Source organism: Peribacillus sp. NPDC060253 (assembly GCF_042727425.1).
Classification (GTDB): Bacteria; Bacillota; Bacilli; order Bacillales; family DSM-1321; genus Peribacillus.
Genome location: NZ_JBHXAS010000095.1, coordinates 1 through 18,822 on the forward strand (window position 1 = coordinate 1; position 18,822 = coordinate 18,822).

Below are 18,822 nucleotides of genomic sequence, written 5' to 3' on the forward strand. Positions count from 1 at the left end.
AACTGCATGTAATTTTTCGTCTATCGTATATTTAGTCAAAAAAACTGCACCTCCAATTGTTAGATGTTGTCTAACAATTGGGGTGCAGTTCAAGGACGGACCTTTTTTATTTCCACCAGATTGTTCGAGGGAAGTCTTTTGTCCCAATCAATACTGGTTCGCCTAGTTGAGGGGTACTGACCTGAACATCAAGTTCATTGGCCGCTTTTGTTACCCGTTCTATTGGATCTGTCCAGTCATGAAATGACAATGTGAATCCAGCCCAATGAATGGGAATCATCAGTTTTCCTTGTACATCGATGTGCGCTTGTACCGTTTCCTCAGGCATCATATGGATGGTGGACCAGCGCTCATCATATTGGCCGCATTCCATTAATGTTAAATCAAAAGGACCGTATTTTTCGCCGATTTCTTTAAAATGGCTACCATATCCACTATCGCCGCTGAAAAATACCTTTTCTTCATGGCCATTAATTACCCAAGAGCACCAAAGCGTCGAATTGCCATCACGTAAACTTCTTCCAGAAAAATGTCTTGCAGGTGTACAAACAAATTGCAAATCCTTGAATGTAACTTCATCCCACCAATTATGTTCAGAAATCAGCTCTTTTTTTACACCCCATCTCTCAAGATGTCCTCCGACACCGAGCGGTACTATGAACGAACCGACCCTATCTTTTAGTTTCTTTATAGAGAAATAATCCAAATGATCGTAGTGGTCATGTGAGAGTAGAACGGCATCGATAGGAGGCAGACTATCCAAATCCAAAGGCAGCTCTCCGCTAAACCGCTTGTTCCCAAACCAAGGAAATGGAGTGGGCGCTTTACCAAACATAGGATCCACTAAAATTGTTTTCCCATCTAATTCCAACATGAATGCAGAATGACCAAACCAGGTGACTTTATTGGAATTCACAGATGCAGGTCCTTTTGTACCCATTACGATTGGGTGGTCAGGCCTCCTTCTCGGATTGCCTTTTATGTAATCCCGTAATATCGAACCAGTATGTTTAAGACTCATCGCTTGACTGGCAGGAATCTGATTGAGGAATTTCCAATTGGCAAAATGCTCTATCTCATTGAAACTTTTCGCTTTTTCTTTGGAGGTACGTCTCCCTAGAGGTGGATAGAGCTTAAGGAAAAGTAACAATAAAATAAAAAAAGAAATGAGGATTTTTAAAATTTTCAGCATGAATATATTCCTCCAATATGAATCAGACCTTTTCGTTAACTTATCATATCACAGAAAAGGTAAGGTTATTTACTGCAATGTCCCATAAATATTTGCGGTGACTACGAGGTGGTGAAAATGGGAAGTGTTCTTCAAGCGGATGAAAACTCCTAAGACCAGTGTATAAGTTTCACACTCCGTAAGCAGGGAAAAGAGGTATAAATAATGAATAATATATAGAGAGTGATAAGTTATGTAACCGGCGTATGAGGGGTAAGGTGATAATACGATTGTTAACGTTTTTCAGAGTCTTTGTATGGGTAGTATTTTTTGCTTTATTGGCCTATGTCATTCTTTCTTGGAAATATAAAGACAAGGTAAGTAAAAAGATTGAAGCGATTCGAAAAACCTGGTATGTCATTTTTATACTAGGAGCACTGATTTACTGGAATTTCTATCCAATGAGTATTTTCAACGAGTGGAAAAACTTTTTGATTATGGCCATTGTATTCATCCTGATTGATATGTTTGTGTTCTTGAGCATGTATATATCCAAAATCGGCGATAATGAATTATCCTATGCAACTAAAGCAGTGGCGGAAAGTGACAAACTATTAACGGACAATAGGGAAAAGGTCAAGAATATGTTTCACCTATTGAAAAAAGAAGGGATTCCTGAGTTTTATCAAACAAATAAGGAATACTTGGCTTATTTGAGCATTCTCCTTCAAGCATATGCAGCCAAGGAAGGGATGAACGTGAAAATTCTTTCTTTCAAAACGGAACAGGACAAGCAATTGGTGATAAATGGGCATCCGAACTTGAATGGCAGTACCATTCGTGCTACATTGGAAAGAGAAGATACGTATTATAATGATGAAGAAAAAATGGCTCTTCAGCCTGTAAGTATTTTGATGGAACCTTATATCCTAGACGTTAAATCAGAAAGCTTCGTTTCAGAAGTCGATTGTTTATTAATAGCATTATTGATCATGATGTTCGATATGGTCATAAAACAAAATCCAGGTGGTGAAGGTTAAATGAGCATTTATGATAAAGCCGGAAGTGAAGTTTCAGTTGCCGTAATTAAACCACAGGTAAAGATACCAGATGTAGGGTTAAGCCCCCATACTAAAAAAGTGATGAAACAGAACGAACGCATTATCCTGAAACAAAAAGAAAAAACTGCACGCTTCAGCATGTTAAAAAATGTTTTATAAGGATCAGGGCAGAGGTTTTTCCTTAGCCTGAATGATATTTAGAGGAGAACCCGCATATACTATTTAAAACTACAGTATAGGAAGGGTCTTTTTAGAATATGAACAAAAAACCCGAGAGAGTGAACATCCCGGCCCCCTCTGCTTCACCATCCGAGAAACGGATACATAAGGAAAATGCCGATCTCCTTAGGCTACTGCAAAGGTTGAAAGCAAAACGTTGGATTTTTTTAAGATAAAGGAAAGCCGGTCTCTCAATGGAGAACGGTTTTTTTTTTGAAAATCGCAACTTGCAAGTATGAATATTATTGCGACGAAGCTCTTTTGCCAAATCATTGTACAATCGATTCTTTTCATGAGGGACTTCATTTTATTAGGATAAAAGCTTATCTCTGATTGAAACGAATTAACCATTTCCCTTATTGAGATTGAGCATGGTGGATGAATGTTACAATAATCATTCAGCGTTTTCCTTAGTGCTTTTCATTAAATACTCACATTACGATGAATGAAATAATACAATGAATACATCACCACCGATACGCCCTGACATGACTGCCACCTTGTAAAGTATGTAAAAGTCATTCAGACTTAAGAATGGCGTCTCCACATCCAATGGAATATTACAAATATAAATGAAGTTCCCATTGTAAAGACGTGATAAAAAGACTCCTGATATCCGATTTCCAAGCACGATCGTTTGAACTGTCAAAACTCCAATGAATAAAAGAGTTTTTCTCGAATGCACATCATGAACCTATGATTTCAAGAACCCTCATAAAACACACATTCCTATAAATTTCGTTAGAGGGTGGTCACTAGTCAAAGCATGTTCTTTCAAATTCGGAATAATGATTGGCTTCAAGCCAAAACCGTGACAGTTGTCCAGATTTCCACTAAACTCAAATAAGAGGTTGGAGTGATTCCATTGATGGATTATCGAGATCGTGTAATGGACTGTCTCCATATTTCTATATGATTTTCGGCTATTTTTTAAATTTCATTTTTCTTAAGTCTGGTTCTCATGCAATATACGATACATGAAATGGCAAGAGTATCTTATCTAAACCATCTTGTCTAATTTATCATTTAATAAAACCGCGACATTTCCGCTCCTCATGATTAATGAGCCGTCTGAATTATATAGAGAAAACGAAGGTATCGTGCTCATTGAAAGAAATGTTTTGGAGAGAATAAAAGGTAAGACTTACGTACATACAGGATCATTCAAAAGGGGATCATTATGGGAAAATTAGAAAGTATATACCCTATTGCTATAGAGAATACAAAGGAAAAAATCATCCAGGATATGGATTTTTATTTAGAGAATCAAGAGACATTGCCTTCATATGCAACATATATATCCGACAGGATGTCGTTCATTGGGCAAATTTGGATAAATGTTTGGTTAAATAAAGCATCAAACGATGTGCCCAGAAAGGAAAAAAAGCTTTTTCTAAACGAAAGGGGCTTTGTAACGGAAGGTTCAGATCACAAGCTGATCAATAGTATGTTTCGCAACGAATTAAGGAAGTACCGTCCCTTTAATGCTTTAACGTGGATGAACGAATGCTTTGCTGTAAATAAAGAAGATTGGGAGAAGCGATATAAAAAGGCAAGGGAAAACTTCTTCAAACGACAAGAAGAACAGCTTAGAGCTAAGAAACGGTGGAAGATACGAGAAAGACTTCAAGAAGGAGCTAATGCATTTTTTGAAGAACGCTCACTGCCTTTATATTTACATGTCAGGCATTATATTGCCGGGATTTTGGCAGCTGATCTTCATAATAAGCCTAAATTCCAATACGTCGATCCATACTTGCTTGAAGAGAAATTAGTTGAAGAAGGGGGATTTCAAGCAACCGAATATATAATGGTCACTGATTTTTTTGAAGAGTTGACAGGCGATATCCATTCGTTATTCGATTGGGGAAGGAACCGTTATGAATATGAAAATTACTTCTATCGGTATGAGAGGTTAGTTTCGGATTTCATTGTAAAAATTGCGCCTGAAAATTACTTGAACCAATTACCGGCTGCCCTTCATCATGATTTTTTGGAGTCATATGGGGAGAGGTTGACGGTTGAAGTCCTGCAGGGTATTTTGCGGGATGAATTGGCTGATTTGTCCCAGGCCTGTTTTGACGAACTTCAAGAAGAATACGTTTCTGATTTACTGAACCTTGAGGGAGTTCCTTTTAATGAAACATTGCACGAGGAAATATTTGAAAAGGACGAGGCGAACAGAGAAAGAAGAAAAGCTGAAGCATTGGCAGAACTAGCCAAGAAGCAGGCAGAAGAGCAAAGGATGATCGATGACATTATAGGAAAGGCCTATACTCCATCCTTAGGGAAAAAAGTTAGATATGTATTGCATATCGGGGAGACAAATACCGGTAAGACGCATCAGGCCTTACAAAAAATGAAAGAAGCGGAAAGCGGCTTGTATTTAGCTCCCCTTAGACTGCTGGCACTAGAAGTGTTTGACAAGTTAAATGCGGATGGAGTTCCTTGTTCATTAAAGACCGGTGAAGAAGAAAAGGCGGTAGAGGGTGCAAATCACATTTCTAGTACCGTTGAGATGTTTCATGAAAAAGACTACCATGAAGTAATCGTTATAGATGAATCCCAAATGATTGCAGATAAAGATCGAGGCTTTTCATGGTTTCGGGCAATCACGCAAGCAAATGCGAAAGAAGTACACATTATCGGGAGCAAGAATATCAAAGTGATGCTTCTGAACCTTTTGAATGAAGCAGATCTGGAACTCCACGAATATAGGCGGGAGATACCGCTTGAAGTAGAACAAAAGGAATTTGGGTTAAAGTATACCAAAAAAGGGGATGCACTCATTTGCTTTTCGAGAAGGCAGGTTCTGGAAACGGCGTCCCGCCTAAAAGAAAGTGGACATAATGTGAGCATGATATACGGCAGTATGCCTCCCGAAAATAGAAAACGGCAAATAGAGCTGTTCAATCGCGGTGAAACATCAGTCGTCGTTGCCACAGATGCGATAGGAATGGGATTGAACTTGCCAATACGCCGCATTGTCTTTCTTGAAAATGAAAAGTTCGACGGGACACGAAGAAGGAGATTGACTTCACAAGAAGTTAAACAAATCGCAGGTCGAGCGGGGAGAAAAGGTATATATGACACTGGTAAGGTTGCATTCACAGCAGAGATCAAAATCATGAATAAGTTGCTGGAACAAGTAGATGAGCCAGTTCAAACCTTTACGATCGCCCCAACCTCTGCTGTATTTGAACGATTTCAAAAGTATTACCGAAACCTAGGAACATTTTTCGAAATGTGGGAAAGGTTTGAGCCGCCTAAAGGGACGAAAAAAGCTGCGCTATCGGAAGAAAGGGAGCTTTACGAGCTAATACGTGATACCGAAATCGAAGCGCGTTTTTCCTTAATGGATTTATATGGTTTCCTGCATATCCCTTTTTCAGCCAAAGAACCAAGTCTCATCAGGCAATGGCTGGAAACGGTCGAGGCGATAGCCGAAAGCAGTGATCTTCCTGAACCGATCATCAAGACTAGAAATCTCGAGGAATTGGAACTTTCTTATAAAGCGATAGGCCTTCATTTATTATTTTTATATCGGATGGGCAAGAGGACTGAAGCAGTTTATTGGGAGCGTATTCGTGAAGAAATCAGTGATGGCGTTCATGATCAATTAAAAGATGAAATGCTGAATTATCAAAAAAAATGCAAGCGTTGTGGAAAAAAGTTGCCCGATGACTCTCGTTTTCATATATGTGATGCTTGTTACCATAGAGGGCATAGGAAGACGCACAGATACAATTAAACCGATCGAACAACCCGAAAAACGGGCACCTTCAGTGTACGGATTCGGGTTGAAGTATGGTTGTATAGATAAGCTTATTCATTTCGTTTCGATTTAGCAATTAGTGCAGTTTGCAGCTTCATTCGCTTATCAGCTTTCTTATCATGCACAACTAAGATGGCATGAATTAAACCAGGGACATAGAAAAATAGGGTGAGGATTAAATTAAACACAGCCTGAATGGGTTTACCCGCTAATAATACGGCTAATGGCGGAAAAAGAATCGCGATTAAATATAGAATAATGAACACTCTCCAAATATAAGGATTTTCATATGACTTAACATGATCATCTCTTTTGACATGATGTTCTCTTCATTGGTTGCGTCCAGCAGTTTCATTTTTATGATGATGCCACTTGCTTGATAAATATATGCTCGGGGGCCCGGTTCATTCCCAACAAGCATGATGGATATTTGTTCGCCTTCGATTAAAGCAGGAGGGAAACGGCATAAGAAAAAACAAAGGAATGCTGTCTTTTGTGTTAGAATGATTAGAAATCTGTCTGGTGAAAGCGGGATGTTCATGAGAAAAAGGATAGGCTGTTTGCATGCTCATTATTCAAATGTAGAATACATAGAAAAAGCGTTCTCCCAATTCGATATTGAATGGCTTCATTTTGTAGACCCAGGATTGATGCATCGGGTGGGAATAGGTGAGGAGTTTATGTATTCGGATGCTCAAAAAAGAGTCAAAGAACAAATTGAATGGATTGCCGAATGTAATGTGGATGCCATCCTGATAACCTGTACGAACTACATCGCTTTATTAAACGAAGAACAACTATCTTTATCTCTGCCTATCATTAAAATCGATGAACCATATTTTGAACTAATTTGTCAGTTGCAGCAACCGCAAATCATCCTTTTCACGAACCCTGCTACAGTTGAAGGAACAATAAAACGTTTACATGCCCACGCAAAAAAATATGGGGATGTGGCTGTTGATGTTGAAATTATCATCATCGACAACACCTTCGAATTGATTATGCAGGGGTTAGGTGAAAAATATAACCAGGAAATCGTGAATTTCCTACTCCAGTTTAATCGTGAAAAAAGACCCCTTTCGGTAGCGCAACTTTCCATGGTTGAAGCAGCGAATACGTATGAGGGTCAGACCGGAAATACGATAGTACATCCATTGCATGCATTAGTTGATTCCATGGTTGACCAACTAGAATTAAAGCTCTCATTTAACGGAAATTAATCGGGATTCTTCGGATGAATCATTCCAAACGATTGGTTTAATGAAGGTCCTGTTGTTTGAACGGCATGATGTTTCAATAAAATGCTCTGCTATATAGTAGGATCCTGTAAGGTTAATCCTTTGCAGGTTTTTTTATTCTTCCTTATGACGGATTTGTTCGCGGATGGTTTCAAGTTCTTCCAGAGATAAATCGGTCAGGGAATTTTTTATTTCTTCTTCGACCCTTTTTCGGTCAAGCTCCCTATAGTTGTTCCACCAATCCCGTAAACCCTCGGTATTTTCAAGAAGATATTCTATATCAATTTCTTCTTGCTCATCATCTGATAAATATCTCATGACCGCTCCTAACAATCGGCTGAGTTGGGCTATTTCACTTTCCTTAACAGGCGAAGCAGGCGATTCTTTCACTTTCATTTCATCTTTAGCTGGAACATTACGAGGTGTCATAGTATCCTCCTGTTTTTAATAGTAGTGTGCCTAATAGGACGGGTTTGTATATTTATTTTTGTATATTTTTAAAATATAATAGGCTGAAACGGCTGGAAACCGTTTTTGAAAAGGAAAGAAACGAATAAACTGAATAATGATAATTTTAACAATCACCTCGCCAGAATATACTTTATAATCGTCACTCACTATTTCATTGGAACCAATATATAGGTAAACAAGAGGGAAGAAAAAAGAATTAAAAAAAGAGGCTGTTTTCAAGAAATTATGTACGATTACCACGATGACCTTGCGAAAAAAAGCACCTCTCTACCCGATTTTTCAGCTGGAGTAGAAGACTCACTTTTGCTCACACTATTAATTCTTCATAAATTGTTTTACCTCCTTTTGAAAGAGTGTGCTTGTTGTAAATGTGAACCTCAAAGTTACTCAAATAAAAAAGTGAGCCGACTCACCTATTGGAGGAGGGAGTAGCAGCTCACTTTTTAGCTTTTATAAGTAGTCATTTCATGCTATTTAGTATGACTATTAAGGCTTGCATGTATCACTGATACCTGCAAGCCATCAAAAGGAGTGCAAAGAATCAATCATTTAATCCCTTTCCATTGAGAATTTCCTGGATATATTTTCCAACTCTTGATACTCGAGTTTTGGATTGTTTGGGTTCAGAAAAATAACGAATGTATGCTCTTTGCCGTCCCGGCGTCAATGCTTCAAAAGCAATTTTCAAGGCAGGGATTTCATCTAATTTATTTTGAAATTCATCAGGAATTATGAAGTCTGCCGTCTTCTTTAATTCCACTTCCAAACCGGCTTTTTCAACTTCAATGGCATCATGAATATAGGCTTTCAAGATGGTTTCCATTTCAACTATTTCTTGAACATTGGTGAACCGAATCTGACGCGCCGCCTGTACATTCTCCGTTTGTTGGATTAGAATCCCATTGGCATCCTGTAACAAGGCACCTTTGTGAAACAAAAGCGCACAATATTCTTTAAATCCATGTATTAAAACTACGTTTTTTTTCTCAAACGTGTAACAAGGATGCATCCACTTAAATTCTTCGGTCAGCTCACAGTCAAGAACGATATTCCTCAACTTCTCATATTCTTCGTTCCAATTTTTAGCTTTACTTAAAAATTCATCAACCTTAGGATTCATTCTACTATTTGTCATCAAGGAACTCTCCTCTTTAATTTTTCGATAAGCTGACAGTCATGAATGATCATTCTTAATTTCTCCACAATTGACATCTAGTCCCTAACCTTATTAGTGCTCGGTAGAATTGGTTGGTCAGCCCTGTAATCATCACAATATCCTGCAATTCCGTCCCATCTGGCTTGCGATTACAGTCGCCACGACTCACTTAAAATCATGACAAAACCTCCCATTAGAGTATTAAGTCTAGTTTGCTTCAAATGGAAGGTTTTCAATTTGTCTGAATTAAATTTCTCCAATAATTTAGCATGGAGGGAGGGGATAGTTAGTACCGAATGCGGTTATTGTTCCAGCACTTTTTCAAGCTCGCCGCACCACTTACTCCAGCCATACTTGGCTCCATTGAGGGCTTGAGCATTGGAGATTCCGGTTTGTTCAAGATGAAGGTTAACCTTTCCGTCGCCTAAATCCTGCAGCGTCCAGATGATTGTGTGCTTCTCTCCTCCACTGGCCCAAGTATAGGACAACCGGTTTGGTTCGTCCACGATAAGCACTTCGCCTTCAACAATTCCATCCCAATATTCGGTCGGCGGTGTGCGAAATTGAAAACGGTGTCCTATGACGGGCTTAAAATCATTTTCCATCGCCTGACCGCTGTGGATGTTGACCACCCACTTGGCAAGCTTGCTTGAATCGGTTATGGCGGACCAAAGCTTCTCAATCGATGTCGTGTACTGAAAATCCAATGATAATGTTAAACTCATTCTTCTTCCTCCTCTAAAAGTTGCTTCAAGCGCAACATATTCGTGCTCCAGAACTTACTGTAATCAGCCACCCAATCTTGAATTTCTCTGAGTGGATGGGCGTTTAGCCTAAATCGCGTTTCTCTGCCGACTTTTCGGTCAAATACAAGGCCGGCCTCTTTAAGGATTGTCAAATGCTTGGATACCGCTGTACGGCCCATTTGAAACTGTGCCGTTAATTCATGAAGCGGTATTTCCTCTGCCTCTGCTAACAGACGAATCAGTCGGCGCCTAGTTGGATCTGCAATCGCGTCAAACACATCACGTAATCTGTTGTTCTCACTCACAACACTCCCTCCCAAATAAGATTTTCTGTAGTAGAGATCTATTGATGGTACGAAGGGTCTTACGTTCATTTCACCAACTTCCTAGAGTTTGCGGCTCTTCGGACGTAACGCCCACGAGGCGATATTAAGTGCAGCATAAAAAAGCGGAAGGATAATAGAAAACCCGAAATCACCATTATCGTTAGCAAACGCATGAGATAAAGCCGCACCAGTCATTAAAAAGAAGATACCAGCGTGAACCCATTCTTTAAGCCGAGGAAAACCTGGCAAGACGAGAGCGATGGCTCCAAGCACTTTCCAAGTCCCGAGAATGGTCAAGACGTATAATGGGTAACCAAGATTCGTCACTAACTCGATGTTTCCCCCATATTGCATAAGTTGCCCGATACCACTTAACATAACAGATGCTGCGAGTAGTAATGTCACTGACCAATAAGCAATCATTTTTCCTCGGGGCTGGGCTTCTACTTTTGCGGCTGTTTCCGTAACGATAATTTTACTCATTTGTTTCCTCCTCATAATTGATTGAAGTGAAACTTATTCGGGTTCCAAACTTTCCAAAAGACTAACTCCTAATTGGACACCATTTGGTGTTGCTTTGATAATACAACACCAAATGGTGTCCTGTCAATCTGTTTCCTTTTTGTTCCAATAATATTATGAATTCAAATATTAACAGGGGTAATGAATCATGATTTTTGGATATGGACGGGTACCGACACACGAACAAAACCTGGAGTTACAATTAGAAGCACTTAAAAAATTCGGGTGTGAAAAAATAAGGTGTCCGGTGCAAAAAAGGAACGACCACAACTAGATGAATGATGGAAGGTATTACGAAATGAAGACATAAATTAGATCGTATTTCACGCTCTACAAAACACTTCATTGAAATAAGTAATACTTTTCAGGAGTTAGTTCAATAGTTGATCATATTGACACTTCAACGGCTATGGGTAAATTAGGTTCTTATTCTCGTCAAAATAGTATAGCTAAAGCCTTACGAGAAATGGGGGAGAATTGAGAAAACCATATTTATTTTAGACTACATTTCAAGTGATTATTAAGAAGGGAAATCTAGAAAGGATTAAACAAAGGAGAAGAAATGCAGGGTTAGCTAGGACTATTTTCTTTGGAAAGCATGGAGAACTTCGGGAGAGGGTACTAAAAAATCAATTGCAACTTGCTAGTGCACTTAAAATCATCATAAATGATATTAAAGTATCTGGTATACCGTTTATTTATCAAAAGCTATTGAATACAAAAAACTGACGATGAAATTATCAAAACAAACTTCTCCGTTAGGATGGGAACATATTAACTTTTTAGGAGAGTATATTTATAACTATGATCAAGGAACAACACTTAATTTCCTCCGCCCACTAATAACAAATTAGAAGAAAAACCAGTCCACTTATCCTAATCAACACATCTAGCCGATTTACCCTTTTATCGTACATTATCCTTAGCATATTTTTTGTTAAAATGTTGGCTTTGCCCCTATTTCACTTAATCATCTAACCGATAGCAAAAAAGACAAAGAAAGCATATTCCAATCTATTAATTCAAGTGACCGGACAAAGCTTGGACTTTAGGGAATGAATAAATGGGTACTAGCATAAATTTAGATGAAGGGGGTGGATAAATGCACATGTTCATTAAATTAAGTGTGGCAAGTGTTTCTGGAGCCGTTGTGTATTTGATATATAATGTCAACCAGACGCTGCGTAAAGGAATGGAAACGCTCGAGGAAACAAATAAGACACTTGCAGAGGTAAGGAATGCAGTTCATGGATTGACGCATGAGTCCAAACAATTGATCCACTCTGCTAATCAAATAACGACAGATGTAAAAGGCAAGATGGAAAATGTCGATCCCTTGCTGGAATCCGCTCAAGATGTTGGGGAAATGATTCATAATGTAACCCATTCCATGAAAGAAGCCAGTTTAAATAACACGAAAGATCTTCTGTCCACTCCGACAGTTTCTTCCACTCAAGCAAAAGCTGAGGACGTACAAATAAAAATAAAATAGTACGAGCCACATAAAAAAACAAGACACCCTGGGATCCACTAACATATTTGATTAAACGCTTTTACATTTACTTTAGAGGGGAGCGTTATCATGATTATCGAATATAGTGTGGCCGCAATTGCTTTAGCGTTCATTTGGTTGGTAGTTTTTTTGATCAGTACACTTCAAAAGGGAATGGTTACGATAGGAGAAGCCAATCAAACATTGGTTGAAGTGAGAAATGCCATCCACGATCTATCTGACGAATCGAAACAACTATTGCAAACAGCAAACGAAATCACTGATGATGTTAAATCTAAAATGAAAACGGTGGAACCGCTTTTGGATTCTGCTCAGGATGTCGGGGAAGCGATACATTCAGTTACAAACTCTGTTAAAAAAGCTACTACTAACGGCTTTCGCACAGATTTTCCTTCGAAAAAAATCAATTCAATCAATCCGACGAGCCAAAGCAGGTAAAAAGATCAGAATAAAACAAGAAAGACACTACCTGGATGGGGAGTGTCTTTTTACTAGTATGTAAAGCTATATAATTGGGGTTACCCGGTTATATATAAAAATTAGACCCATTTCTCTCATACAGATCTCTTAACACCCTGTATGAGAATATGGAACATATGTCTTGTGTGGATTTAATCGAAACAATTATTTTTCAGCCTTGTCAGGTTGGCCCGCTGACTTGGAGTCATTGGAATGTTTGACGCCTTTACTTACATATGGCTTGGCGCTTTTTTTCTTGTTGGCACCCGTTTTCCAACGATTCCAGCCCTTTTTGCCTGTTCCTGTGCCCGTACCTTTACCTGTCCCACTCTTAGCCTTAGCTTTACTCATGAAATCACTCCATTACTATTGTATGGTTCGTTTAAACCATTTTACTTGATTATTACCCAAGTATGTTGAAATATACAGCAACTACGGTGATATGTACAGGGGTAGGCTCAATATTTTTATGTTAAATCCTTAGAAACACATAAACGAATGGAATTTTGCAGAGGTACTTGCTTAATTAAAGTACTGTTTTTTGCTGCTTTTGAATTAGATGGATCATCCTGCCTATCACTTTATTGATATGGATCTGGATTTCGTTAATAAGATGCTTATCCCAATCTTTTTGCAAATGGTCAAGTAGTGCATCAGAGTTAGCAAAACTGCTCCTGTATTCATTCCTATAATGATGCCTCCCATATTAAGTGAAGCTTGAGAGCCTAGGATATACATCATTAAAAATGAAACGATATGGGACCATACTGTATGGATGAAAGCATCTTTCACTAAACCTAAGCCGATAAGATAGGCTTGCATGGGAATGACAAAAAAATGAAACAGGAAATAGGGACATAATAATTTTACATAGTAAGCGGCGGATGTTGAAGAAAAAAAGAGCGAGGTCAAAGGTTCCGCAAAGAAATAAATGAAGAACACCGCGGGAACTCCATACAATACGGTAAATGACATCGATTTTTGCAATAAGACCCTTAATTTTTCCTTATCTTGCTTCTTGTACGCATTCGATACATTCGGAATGAGCATGATCATGAGGGAATGCGCGATAAAAGCCGGAAAAAAGCCGATTGTCATCGCAACACCAGTAAGCATCCCAAAATGCTCAGTAGCCACGACAGCACCGAATCCTGCTGAAAGAAGGGCTGTATGAATCAAAAAAGGTTGAATCGCATTTGTTATCGCATGAAAGATCCTTAACCCCATAGTCGGCAGCGAAACGGCCAATAAGGTTTGTCGTGCATGTTTACCAGTTGTTCGTGAGTTCATACCGCGTCCCATGATTCGCATTTGAAGGATCAGAAGGTTGATCAAGTAAAGGAAAACGAGGAACTCACTGCCTATCAAAACAAAAAAGGCCATCAACAGAGACTTTTCTTGGTTAAAATGAAATAAGTTAAAGAGTAGGAAAAGCAATCCAAACTGAATGACATCTTTTAAAAAGTTGGACAAAGCTATCTTCCCCATTTGTTGGACACCCATGAAATAGCCTCTTGCAATCGACGAAAATGCAACGATGGGGATTGAGGCGATGAGCAACCACTTAATATAAGGATGATATTTGTCCATAATCGATGAATAGGAAAGGATGAAAGGCATGACTACACACATAACCAACACGACGACTGCAGCCATTTTAAGGGCATGAATGATCAGGTTATAATGCAATGCCTGCTTATTTTCTGCAACGAATTTTGAAATGGAAATATGTAATTCAAGGCTGGCAATCACATATATCAAAAAGAAAATAGGCAATAGGGACATATATAACCCCATGCCTTCTTCGTGTAACTCCCTGGCTAGGATCATGTTCACTAAAAATTCGATGCATTCACCAAAAAACGCTGCAACAATCAAAATGAGCGTTCCTTTATAAAAAGACTTCATGATGCCCCACTCCTAACAAGGTGTTTGTATAAAGATATGAGACATGCCATGGATTATTCATCATGAACTCCATTAAGCGGTGATACGTACTCCGTTATTGTCTAGCGAAATACTAAGATATCCTTTATTTGAAAGTTAAAACGGGAAAGGGGAAGGGAGATGAAATGGATTGTTTTTTTTGTAAAGATTTTATTAACACACCCTCCACCACCATCCAAAAACGCTTCATTCATTTATGTTGATTTCATTTCTTTTGAAGTCAAAGACATGAAAGGCTAATAAAATTAATTTTATTCTGCGCATAAATGGGTCATGTTGGTTCAACAGGCTTAATTCGGGCAGGAGAGCATGATGAATCATACATCATTCGATGGAGTTTGATTCTTACTTTCGTTTTGTAATTCATGCTATATTTTGCTATCCTTTAGCAGAGGGGATGATCAATATGAAATTCACATCTATTAGTCAATCAAATATAGATGAATTGTGCATTGCGTTTGAAAGTTGTCTTACAGAACATGACATTACATTTAAATATGTGGACATGACTGAAGATGACGGAATCATTTCGTTTATTTTTTGCAATGATCCGGAGCAGGCGAGATCGGTCGAATTAGAAAGTGAACGGTTCATTGGATTGGATACTGATTACATAGCCAAGGAAATTTTAGAGCCAATCCTGCCTAGATTAAAAGAATATGCAACAGAATAAAATCATCGATTACGATGATTTTTTGTTGTGCTCGATAAATCTCACAAGAAATAGAACAAGAAAATTTACCTTCCTATTATATATACCCTTCCAATGACAGGGGATGTACCATTTTTGTCCATGAAAATAAAAAATGGGGAACCTCATGTGAAGTTATCTAGCATATGATTGCTACCTAGGTGATGGGTATGCCAGAATTGTAAAAAAAATGCCCTGGATTTAGGAAATCTCCAGGGCATTTTTTCTTTCTATAGCATTGATCTTATGGAAGTATGGTAACAAAGATTATCACCATTTTTTCTTCCCAAACAATCCGGTTAGATTTAAATGACCATTTTTTTACCGGCAGTTAATTCAACCTCCTGCATTGGAGATTCCACTTTCTTGTTTTTCTTCACTCTAAAGTGATAAACCGCATAACAAGCAATGAAGAACGTTCCCCCGCAATAAAGGGCCATTCGCTGCTCAGGAACAAACGCTAGACTGATCATGACGATGCAGTTTGCTATCAAGGCAAGCATGGGAATGAATGGATATAGCGGTACTTTGAATTTCAAGTCTTCCACCTGTCCACCATTGCGGATATATGATCTTCTGAAAGCAAGAAGACAAGCCGCGATGGCAATCCAGCCAATTTGTGCTCCTAATCCTGCAAGGGAGAGAAGAAAAACAAACACTGTTTTGGCGGCTACTACACTTGAAAGTAAAGACAAACCAGCTATTGCAAGGGTGATAAGTAAGGCATTAAGCGGAATTCCTCGATTATTTACCATACCGAGCTTTGGACTTGCCATGCCTTCCTTAGAAAGCGAGTAAAGCATACGTGTTGCCGCATAAAGGCCGGAGTTTGCAACAGACAAAAGCGCTATAAGAATGATGAAGTTCATAATATCAGCCGCATAAGGAACACCGATACTATCCAGAACAACAACGAACGGACTTTCAACGATTCCTGCCTGTTCCCTTGGAATCAAAGCTGAAAGAACAGAGACAGAAAGAACGAAGAAGAAAAGGGTACGCCAAACGGTTTGTTTGATCGATTTAGGTATGACCTTTTCTGGATTTTCACTTTCTCCCGCGGCAATTCCGATTAGCTCTGTGCCCTGGAAGGAAAAGTTCACTGTAATCATTGTGATAAGCAGGGCCGATATTCCATTCGGGAAGAGGCCTTCGCTGAAAAAGTTGGAGAAAAATGGTGCTTCTTGTCCACCTTTCATATCAATAAGTCCAAACATGGCAGCACCGCCAACTACGATAAACAGGATTATGGCCAATACTTTTATGCTGGAAAAAACAAATTCAGATTCGCCAAATGCCTTTGCTGATAATGCGTTCAGTAAAAATATGAGTAAAGCAAAGATTGCACACCACATCCAAACGGGTGATTCAGGGAACCATCTCTGCATAAGCTGTCCAGCTGCCAAAAACTCCAAGGCAACCGTAACAGCCCAACCTAACCAGTAAAGCCATCCTATGGCAAAGCCGGTTCCAGGACCGATGAATTTAGTCGCATATGTCTGAAACGAACCGGAAACAGGCATAGCAACCGATAGTTCCCCGAGACAAAGCATCGTTAAATACATGATAAAACCACCGACTATGTATGAGAGGATAGCCCCGATGGCCCCAGCTTCATGAATGGTGTAGCCTGAACCAATGAAAAAGCCAGTACCAATACATCCCCCTATTGAAATCATAAATAAATGTCTTGCTTTCATGCTCCGTTTTAATTCATTTGGTTGATTTTCTATTGTCTTCATTGAAAAACTCCTTTACCTGATGGGTGCAAACGGTTTCATTTATGTCTGGACGTTTAGGGAATTTGTGTATTTTACTCACAAATGTAAAAGATTTGATTTGAATCTTAGATGTTGTTGAATTCCCTAGAATAAGAGATTATTTCTGCATTTAGAGATAGATAGGTTCCAATGCAGAATTAATTTCAGGTAGCGCCGCTTATAAAGAAAAGGAAGCCAAGCGTCAGGAAACTAGGGATGAATGGCTCCGTGTGGACCATCCTTCAATGGGTAACATGCACCCTGTTGAAGTAGGGGCTATTTCCACTGGGCCATCTATTTAACGAAATCTCTCATAATGTACTACAATACCAGTTATCTAGAAAGAAGTTCAACTATTTAACATCAACCAGTAAATCAGAAGTATTAAATTGGTCTTCCGCTCCATAAAGTAATTTTTCACCAAGCAATGAGCCCATTAATGCGACAGCAACTTCAGCAGTTTTATTATGCTCGTCCAATATTGGGTTTATCTCTACAAATTCAGCAGATGTAATGATATTAGCTTCGGCGAGCATTTCCATGGCAAGATGGCTTTCACGGTAACTAATGCCTCCCATTACAGGTGTTCCAACCCCAGGTGCGTCATCTGGATCAAGACCATCAAGATCAAGGGATAAATGTACAAGATCCGTACGTTCTTTCAGATAAGCAATTGATTCTTCCATCACTTTTGTCATACCTAATCTATCAATCTCATGCATTGTAAAAACTTTAATCCCTTTTTCCCTGATTAACTCTTTTTCCCCTTGGTCTAAGGAACGGGCACCAATAATGACAATATTCTCTGGTTTGACTTTTGGGGAATATCCGCCAATGTTAATCAATGCAGGGTGGCCAAGGCCCAAACTAACAGCTAGGGACATACCATGAATATTACCAGATGGAGAAGTTTCTGCTGTGTTCAAATCGCCATGCGCATCATACCAAATTACTCCTAAGTTCTTAGAATGCTTCGCTAAACCGGCTAATGTACCGATAGCGATACTGTGATCTCCGCCCAGTACTAAAGGAAAACGATTTGATTGGATGACTTCATCCACTTTTTGACTCAATTTTTCATTGCCTTCTGCTACATCCTGCAGATTCTTTAAATTTGTGTCTAAATCACTTTGTGCTCTTTCTTGTATTTCTACTTTAATATCACCTTCATCACGAACAGTGTATCCTATACTTTCAAGTCTTTCGCTCAATCCTGCATATCTGATTGCGCTAGGACCCATATCGACTCCTCTTCTAGTTTGACCAAGATCCATTGGAACACCAATGATTGAAATTTCCTTCTTCATGTATATTTCTCCCCTTTCAATTTTTCTTCCCTAGTATAAGGGTAAAAGTATAGATGACTCAACTCGACATTTTTTTGAATATTTATACGATTGAGAAAAGGGTAAAAGTCTTGGGTTAATATCCCTATTTTAAATTTTATGAAAATGTCGAAAACTTTACCGAATGGGGTATATGGAATAATTGGAAAGTGCGTTAAATACAAGAATCCCCCCGCTACTATTGGGTTTGAAAACTCAATAGGAGCGGGGGGATTCTTCCGTTTAACGTTTATTGTTAACGGTATTATAGAGTTTATGAATCTATTTTACTAGGTACATTTATTCATGAAATGGAGCTATAACTCAGATGAAAGGATTTATAATTCTCAAAATGAATAATAAGGTAGACTAAAAATAGATGATTTTACACCTCATTTCACTTTGTTAGCATAATATATTTTTTCGAAATATATATATTCTG

General features: G+C 38.7%; 20 protein-coding genes and 1 pseudogene. 9 read left to right on the plus strand and 12 right to left on the minus strand.

The window, feature by feature from the left end; genetic code table 11:
* Positions 1-106: 106 nt before the first annotated feature.
* Positions 107-1,021, minus strand: coding sequence for an MBL fold metallo-hydrolase (locus tag ACFWE9_RS20155; RefSeq protein ID WP_230156158.1), 915 nt, complete (start codon positions 1,019-1,021; stop codon positions 107-109).
* Positions 1,022-1,449: 428 nt separating this feature from the next.
* Between ACFWE9_RS20155 and ACFWE9_RS20160 the strand changes: the two genes are divergently transcribed.
* Together ACFWE9_RS20160 and ACFWE9_RS20165 are read left to right on the plus strand one after the other, a co-directional pair.
* Entirely contained in the window at positions 1,450-2,211 is a 762-nt protein-coding gene (locus ACFWE9_RS20160) for a type II toxin-antitoxin system SpoIISA family toxin (RefSeq protein WP_230156113.1), read from the plus strand.
* Positions 2,212-2,391 carry a hypothetical protein gene (locus ACFWE9_RS20165; RefSeq protein WP_230156111.1) on the plus strand — a complete coding sequence of 60 codons (180 nt, stop codon included), beginning with the start codon at positions 2,212-2,214 and terminating at the stop codon, positions 2,389-2,391.
* Positions 2,392-2,887: 496 nt separating this feature from the next.
* Here the strand turns inward: ACFWE9_RS20165 and ACFWE9_RS20170 are convergent, their stop codons facing one another.
* Complete coding sequence (locus tag ACFWE9_RS20170) at positions 2,888-3,100, minus strand: hypothetical protein (RefSeq protein ID WP_230156109.1); 213 nt, start codon at positions 3,098-3,100, stop codon at positions 2,888-2,890.
* A 531-nt stretch (positions 3,101-3,631) separates the two neighbouring features.
* Here ACFWE9_RS20170 and ACFWE9_RS20175 point away from each other — a divergent pair.
* Positions 3,632-6,202 (plus strand): helicase-related protein, encoded by a 2,571-nt coding sequence (locus ACFWE9_RS20175; protein WP_377358444.1) that lies wholly within the window; start codon positions 3,632-3,634, stop codon positions 6,200-6,202.
* Positions 6,203-6,276: 74 nt separating this feature from the next.
* Here ACFWE9_RS20175 and ACFWE9_RS20180 read toward each other — a convergent pair whose 3' ends face one another.
* Positions 6,277-6,483, minus strand: a complete 207-nt coding sequence (locus tag ACFWE9_RS20180) for a YqaE/Pmp3 family membrane protein (RefSeq protein WP_377358450.1) — start codon at positions 6,481-6,483, stop codon at positions 6,277-6,279.
* Positions 6,484-6,759: 276 nt separating this feature from the next.
* Here ACFWE9_RS20180 and ACFWE9_RS20185 point away from each other — a divergent pair, with 276 nt between their 5' ends.
* Positions 6,760-7,446, plus strand: coding sequence for a hypothetical protein (locus ACFWE9_RS20185; RefSeq protein WP_230156106.1), 687 nt, complete (start codon positions 6,760-6,762; stop codon positions 7,444-7,446).
* Positions 7,447-7,578: 132 nt separating this feature from the next.
* Here the strand turns inward: ACFWE9_RS20185 and ACFWE9_RS20190 are convergent, their stop codons facing one another.
* From ACFWE9_RS20190 to ACFWE9_RS20210, 5 genes are all read right to left on the minus strand, one after another.
* Positions 7,579-7,893 carry a hypothetical protein gene (locus ACFWE9_RS20190; RefSeq protein ID WP_230156105.1) on the minus strand — a complete coding sequence of 105 codons (315 nt, stop codon included), beginning with the start codon at positions 7,891-7,893 and terminating at the stop codon, positions 7,579-7,581.
* Between the two features lie 583 nt (positions 7,894-8,476).
* Complete coding sequence (locus ACFWE9_RS20195; RefSeq protein WP_230156104.1) at positions 8,477-9,070, minus strand: YdeI/OmpD-associated family protein; 594 nt, start codon at positions 9,068-9,070, stop codon at positions 8,477-8,479.
* Between the two features lie 323 nt (positions 9,071-9,393).
* A complete protein-coding gene (locus ACFWE9_RS20200; protein WP_230156103.1) occupies positions 9,394-9,816 on the minus strand; it encodes an SRPBCC family protein in 423 nt (140 codons plus the stop codon).
* Entirely contained in the window at positions 9,813-10,142 is a 330-nt protein-coding gene (locus ACFWE9_RS20205; RefSeq protein WP_230156102.1) for an ArsR/SmtB family transcription factor, read from the minus strand. Before ACFWE9_RS20205 ends, ACFWE9_RS20200 begins: the two co-directional genes overlap by 4 nt.
* Positions 10,143-10,223: 81 nt before the next feature.
* On the minus strand, positions 10,224-10,646 hold the full coding sequence (locus ACFWE9_RS20210; RefSeq protein ID WP_230156101.1) for a DoxX family protein: 423 nt from the start codon (positions 10,644-10,646) through the stop codon (positions 10,224-10,226).
* Between the two features lie 187 nt (positions 10,647-10,833).
* Between ACFWE9_RS20210 and ACFWE9_RS27150 the strand changes: the two genes are divergently transcribed.
* From ACFWE9_RS27150 to ACFWE9_RS20230, 4 genes and pseudogenes are all read left to right on the plus strand, one after another.
* The gene (locus tag ACFWE9_RS27150) at positions 10,834-10,959 is read left to right on the plus strand and encodes a recombinase family protein (protein ID WP_483878216.1); all 126 of its coding nucleotides are present in this window, start codon (positions 10,834-10,836) and stop codon (positions 10,957-10,959) included.
* 117 nt (positions 10,960-11,076) lie between these two features.
* Positions 11,077-11,539 (plus strand): annotated as a pseudogene (locus ACFWE9_RS20220) (Tn3 family transposase); the annotation flags it as partial.
* A 248-nt stretch (positions 11,540-11,787) separates the two neighbouring features.
* Entirely contained in the window at positions 11,788-12,177 is a 390-nt protein-coding gene (locus tag ACFWE9_RS20225; protein ID WP_230156100.1) for a DUF948 domain-containing protein, read from the plus strand.
* A gap of 90 nt (positions 12,178-12,267) precedes the next feature.
* The gene (locus ACFWE9_RS20230; protein WP_230156098.1) at positions 12,268-12,636 is read left to right on the plus strand and encodes a DUF948 domain-containing protein; all 369 of its coding nucleotides are present in this window, start codon (positions 12,268-12,270) and stop codon (positions 12,634-12,636) included.
* A gap of 186 nt (positions 12,637-12,822) precedes the next feature.
* Here ACFWE9_RS20230 and ACFWE9_RS20235 read toward each other — a convergent pair whose 3' ends face one another.
* Together ACFWE9_RS20235 and ACFWE9_RS20240 are read right to left on the minus strand one after the other, a co-directional pair.
* Positions 12,823-13,008 (minus strand): DUF3934 family protein, encoded by a 186-nt coding sequence (locus tag ACFWE9_RS20235; protein ID WP_230156096.1) that lies wholly within the window; start codon positions 13,006-13,008, stop codon positions 12,823-12,825.
* A gap of 225 nt (positions 13,009-13,233) precedes the next feature.
* Positions 13,234-14,565, minus strand: a complete 1,332-nt coding sequence (locus ACFWE9_RS20240; protein WP_230156094.1) for an oligosaccharide flippase family protein — start codon at positions 14,563-14,565, stop codon at positions 13,234-13,236.
* A 445-nt stretch (positions 14,566-15,010) separates the two neighbouring features.
* On the opposite strand from ACFWE9_RS20240, the gene ACFWE9_RS20245 reads away from it, so the two are divergent.
* Positions 15,011-15,277, plus strand: coding sequence for a hypothetical protein (locus tag ACFWE9_RS20245; protein WP_230156092.1), 267 nt, complete (start codon positions 15,011-15,013; stop codon positions 15,275-15,277).
* Positions 15,278-15,600: 323 nt separating this feature from the next.
* On the opposite strand, the gene ACFWE9_RS20250 is transcribed toward ACFWE9_RS20245, so the two are convergent.
* Entirely contained in the window at positions 15,601-17,037 is a 1,437-nt protein-coding gene (locus ACFWE9_RS20250) for an amino acid permease (RefSeq protein ID WP_230156090.1), read from the minus strand.
* 371 nt (positions 17,038-17,408) lie between these two features.
* Positions 17,409-18,362: an arginase gene (gene rocF, locus ACFWE9_RS20255; RefSeq protein ID WP_230156089.1), complete on the minus strand. Its 954-nt coding sequence runs from the start codon at positions 18,360-18,362 to the stop codon at positions 17,409-17,411.
* Positions 18,363-18,822 lie beyond the last annotated feature (460 nt).

Excerpts from the sequence above, each read along its gene's own strand:
- ACFWE9_RS20155 (WP_230156158.1), bottom strand. The coding sequence starts at position 1,021 with ATGAGTCTTAAACATACTGGTTCGATATTACGGGATTACATAAAAGGC.
- ACFWE9_RS20185 (WP_230156106.1), top strand. The coding sequence starts at position 6,760 with ATGTTCATGAGAAAAAGGATAGGCTGTTTGCATGCTCATTATTCAAAT.
- ACFWE9_RS27150 (WP_483878216.1), top strand. The coding sequence starts at position 10,834 with ATGATTTTTGGATATGGACGGGTACCGACACACGAACAAAACCTGGAG.
- ACFWE9_RS20250 (WP_230156090.1), bottom strand. The coding sequence starts at position 17,037 with ATGAAGACAATAGAAAATCAACCAAATGAATTAAAACGGAGCATGAAA.
- ACFWE9_RS20175 (WP_377358444.1), top strand. The coding sequence starts at position 3,632 with ATGGGAAAATTAGAAAGTATATACCCTATTGCTATAGAGAATACAAAG.
- rocF (WP_230156089.1), bottom strand. The coding sequence starts at position 18,362 with ATGAAGAAGGAAATTTCAATCATTGGTGTTCCAATGGATCTTGGTCAA.
- ACFWE9_RS20245 (WP_230156092.1), top strand. The coding sequence starts at position 15,011 with ATGAAATTCACATCTATTAGTCAATCAAATATAGATGAATTGTGCATT.
- ACFWE9_RS20190 (WP_230156105.1), bottom strand. The coding sequence starts at position 7,893 with ATGACACCTCGTAATGTTCCAGCTAAAGATGAAATGAAAGTGAAAGAA.
- ACFWE9_RS20165 (WP_230156111.1), top strand. The coding sequence starts at position 2,212 with ATGAGCATTTATGATAAAGCCGGAAGTGAAGTTTCAGTTGCCGTAATT.
- ACFWE9_RS20210 (WP_230156101.1), bottom strand. The coding sequence starts at position 10,646 with ATGAGTAAAATTATCGTTACGGAAACAGCCGCAAAAGTAGAAGCCCAG.
- ACFWE9_RS20240 (WP_230156094.1), bottom strand. The coding sequence starts at position 14,565 with ATGAAGTCTTTTTATAAAGGAACGCTCATTTTGATTGTTGCAGCGTTT.
- ACFWE9_RS20230 (WP_230156098.1), top strand. The coding sequence starts at position 12,268 with ATGATTATCGAATATAGTGTGGCCGCAATTGCTTTAGCGTTCATTTGG.
- ACFWE9_RS20200 (WP_230156103.1), bottom strand. The coding sequence starts at position 9,816 with ATGAGTTTAACATTATCATTGGATTTTCAGTACACGACATCGATTGAG.
- ACFWE9_RS20235 (WP_230156096.1), bottom strand. The coding sequence starts at position 13,008 with ATGAGTAAAGCTAAGGCTAAGAGTGGGACAGGTAAAGGTACGGGCACA.
- ACFWE9_RS20225 (WP_230156100.1), top strand. The coding sequence starts at position 11,788 with ATGCACATGTTCATTAAATTAAGTGTGGCAAGTGTTTCTGGAGCCGTT.
- ACFWE9_RS20195 (WP_230156104.1), bottom strand. The coding sequence starts at position 9,070 with ATGACAAATAGTAGAATGAATCCTAAGGTTGATGAATTTTTAAGTAAA.